Genomic DNA, 3250 nt, shown 5'->3' on the forward strand with positions numbered 1-3250 from the left:
GCACGGCAACGACCTACCCTCGCAGGGGGCGATCCCCCAACTACTATCGGCGCGAAGAAGCTTAACTTCTGTGTTCGACATGGGAACAGGTGTATCCTTCTTGCCATCATCACCGCACTTTGTGCTTGAGAAAAACTTGTTCTCTCAAAACTAGCTAATATCTTTTCTTGCCTTAACTTGCCTTCCGCGTTTCTTTCTTTGGTTAAGTCCTCGACCGATTAGTTTTGGTCCGCTCCATACATCACTGTACTTCCACTTCCAACCTATCTACCTGATCTTCTCTCAGGGGTCTTACTTTCTTTCGAAATGGGAAATCTTATCTCGAGGTGAGTTTCGCACTTAGATGCTTTCAGCGTTTATCTCATCCACACGTAGCTACCCAGCTATGCTCCTGGCGGAACAACTGGTACACCAGCGGTGTGTCCATCCCGGTCCTCTCGTACTAAGGACAGATCCTCTCAAATTTCCTACGCCCGCGACGGATAGGGACCGAACTGTCTCACGACGTTCTGAACCCAGCTCGCGTACCGCTTTAATGGGCGAACAGCCCAACCCTTGGGACCGACTACAGCCCCAGGATGCGATGAGCCGACATCGAGGTGCCAAACCTCCCCGTCGATGTGGACTCTTGGGGGAGATAAGCCTGTTATCCCCAGGGTAGCTTTTATCCGTTGAGCGATGGCCCTTCCATACGGAACCACCGGATCACTAAGCCCGACTTTCGTCCCTGCTCGACTTGTCTGTCTCGCAGTCAAGCTCCCTTGTGCCTTTACACTCTGCGAATGATTTCCAACCATTCTGAGGGAACCTTTGGGCGCCTCCGTTACCTTTTAGGAGGCGACCGCCCCAGTCAAACTGCCCACCTGACACTGTCTCCCGCCACGTTAATTGGCGAGGGTTAGAGTGTTCATACAACGAGGGTAGTATCCCACCAACGCCTCAGTCGAAACTAGCGTTCCGACTTCAATGGCTCCTACCTATCCTGTACAAGTTGTACAAACACCCAATATCAAGCTACAGTAAAGCTCCATGGGGTCTTTCCGTCCTGTCGCGGGTAACCCGCATCTTCACGGGTATTATAATTTCACCGAGTCTCTCGTTGAGACAGTGCCCAGATCGTTACGCCTTTCGTGCGGGTCGGAACTTACCCGACAAGGAATTTCGCTACCTTAGGACCGTTATAGTTACGGCCGCCGTTTACTGGGGCTTCAATTCTGAGCTTCGCCGAAGCTAACCCATCCTCTTAACCTTCCAGCACCGGGCAGGCGTCAGCCCCTATACGTCATCTTACGATTTTGCAGAAACCTGTGTTTTTGATAAACAGTCGTCTGGGCCTATTCACTGCGGCTGATCTTGCGATCAGCACCCCTTCTCCCGAAGTTACGGGGTCATTTTGCCGAGTTCCTTAACGAGAGTTCTCTCGCTCACCTGAGGATTCTCTCCTCGACTACCTGTGTCGGTTTGCGGTACGGGTAGTTGTAACCTCACTAGAAGCTTTTCTCGGCAGTGTGACATCAGAACCTTCGCTACTATAATTTCGCTTCCCATCACAACTCGTTCTTAGATAAGCAAGCATTTGACTCGCTTAAAAACTCGTTGCTTGGACGCACATATCCATCAGTGCGCGTTCTTAGCCTCCTGCGTCCCTCCATCGTTCAAACAATTACAACTAGTACAGGAATCTCAACCTGTTATCCATCGCTTACGCCTTTCGGCCTCAGCTTAGGTCCCGACTAACCCTGGGAGGACGAGCCTTCCCCAGGAAACCTTAGTCATTCGGTGGACAGGATTCTCACCTGTCTTTCGCTACTCATACCGGCATTCTCACTTCTAAGCGCTCCACCAGTCCTTCCGGTCTGGCTTCATTGCCCTTAGAACGCTCTCCTACCACGCAACCTTACGGTTGCATCCACAATTTCGGTAACATGTTTAGCCCCGGTACATTTTCGGCGCAGGGTCACTCGACTAGTGAGCTATTACGCACTCTTTAAATGATGGCTGCTTCTGAGCCAACATCCTAGTTGTCTATGCAACTCCACATCCTTTTCCACTTAACATGTATTTAGGGACCTTAATTGGTGGTCTGGGCTGTTTCCCTTTCGACTACGGATCTTATCACTCGCAGTCTGACTCCCGGATATAGATCAGTGGCATTCGGAGTTTATCTGAATTCAGTAACCCAAGATGGGCCCCTAGTCCAAACAGTGCTCTACCTCCACGATCCTTCTTTCCGAGGCTAGCCCTAAAGCTATTTCGGAGAGAACCAGCTATCTCCAAGTTCGTTTGGAATTTCTCCGCTACCCACACCTCATCTCAGCATTTTTCAACATACATGAGTTCGGTCCTCCAGTGCGTTTTACCGCACCTTCAACCTGGACATGGGTAGGTCACTTGGTTTCGGGTCTACGTCTACATACTCATTTCGCCCTATTCAGACTCGCTTTCGCTACGGCTCCGTCATTTCCGACTTAACCTCGCATATAAACGTAACTCGCCGGTTCATTCTACAAAAGGCACGCTATCACCCGTTAACGGGCTCTAACTACTTGTAGGCACATGGTTTCAGGAACTGTTTCACTCCCCTTCCGGGGTGCTTTTCACCTTTCCCTCACGGTACTGGTTCACTATCGGTCACTAGGAAGTATTTAGCCTTGGGAGATGGTCCTCCCGGATTCCGACGGAATTTCACGTGTTCCGCCGTACTCAGGATCCTGAACTGAGGGAAACTTGTTTCATCTACAGGGCTTTCACCTTTTTTAGCTGACTTTCCCAAGCCATTCGATTACAAGCTTCTTTGATAACTCAAATGTTCAGTCCTACAACCCCAAGAAGCAAGCTTCTTGGTTTGGGCTGTTCCCCGTTCGCTCGCCGCTACTTAGGGAATCGATTTTTCTTTCTCTTCCTGCAGGTAATTAGATGTTTCAGTTCCCTGCGTCTTCCTCCAACTGATCTATGTATTCAATCAGCGGTAATAGTCGATTAAAACTACTGGGTTTCCCCATTCGGAAATCTCCGGATCAAAGCTTACTTACAGCTCCCCGGAGCATATCGGAGTTAGTCCCGTCCTTCATCGGCTCCTAGTGCCAAGGCATCCACCATGCGCCCTTAATAACTTAACCTATCTTTACCAACGGTAAAGCGGTTATGAGTTTGCGTCAAGAAAATTCTTGTGTTCAAAACTCTTTAAAACGCGGTGTTCTCGGTTTGTTAATTTAAGAAAAAATATTATCTAGTTTTCAAAGAACAAATT

General features: G+C 49.3%; 2 rRNA genes. Both read right to left on the reverse strand.

Annotated features, from left to right (window positions below):
• A 5S ribosomal RNA gene (rrf, locus tag FC19_RS03380) occupies window positions 1-117 on the reverse strand.
• Between the two features lie 81 nt (window positions 118-198).
• Window positions 199-3119: ribosomal RNA gene (locus FC19_RS03385) — 23S ribosomal RNA — on the reverse strand.
• Window positions 3120-3250 lie beyond the last annotated feature (131 nt).

This window comes from Liquorilactobacillus aquaticus DSM 21051 (assembly GCF_001436755.1).
GTDB lineage: Bacteria > Bacillota > Bacilli > Lactobacillales > Lactobacillaceae > Liquorilactobacillus > Liquorilactobacillus aquaticus.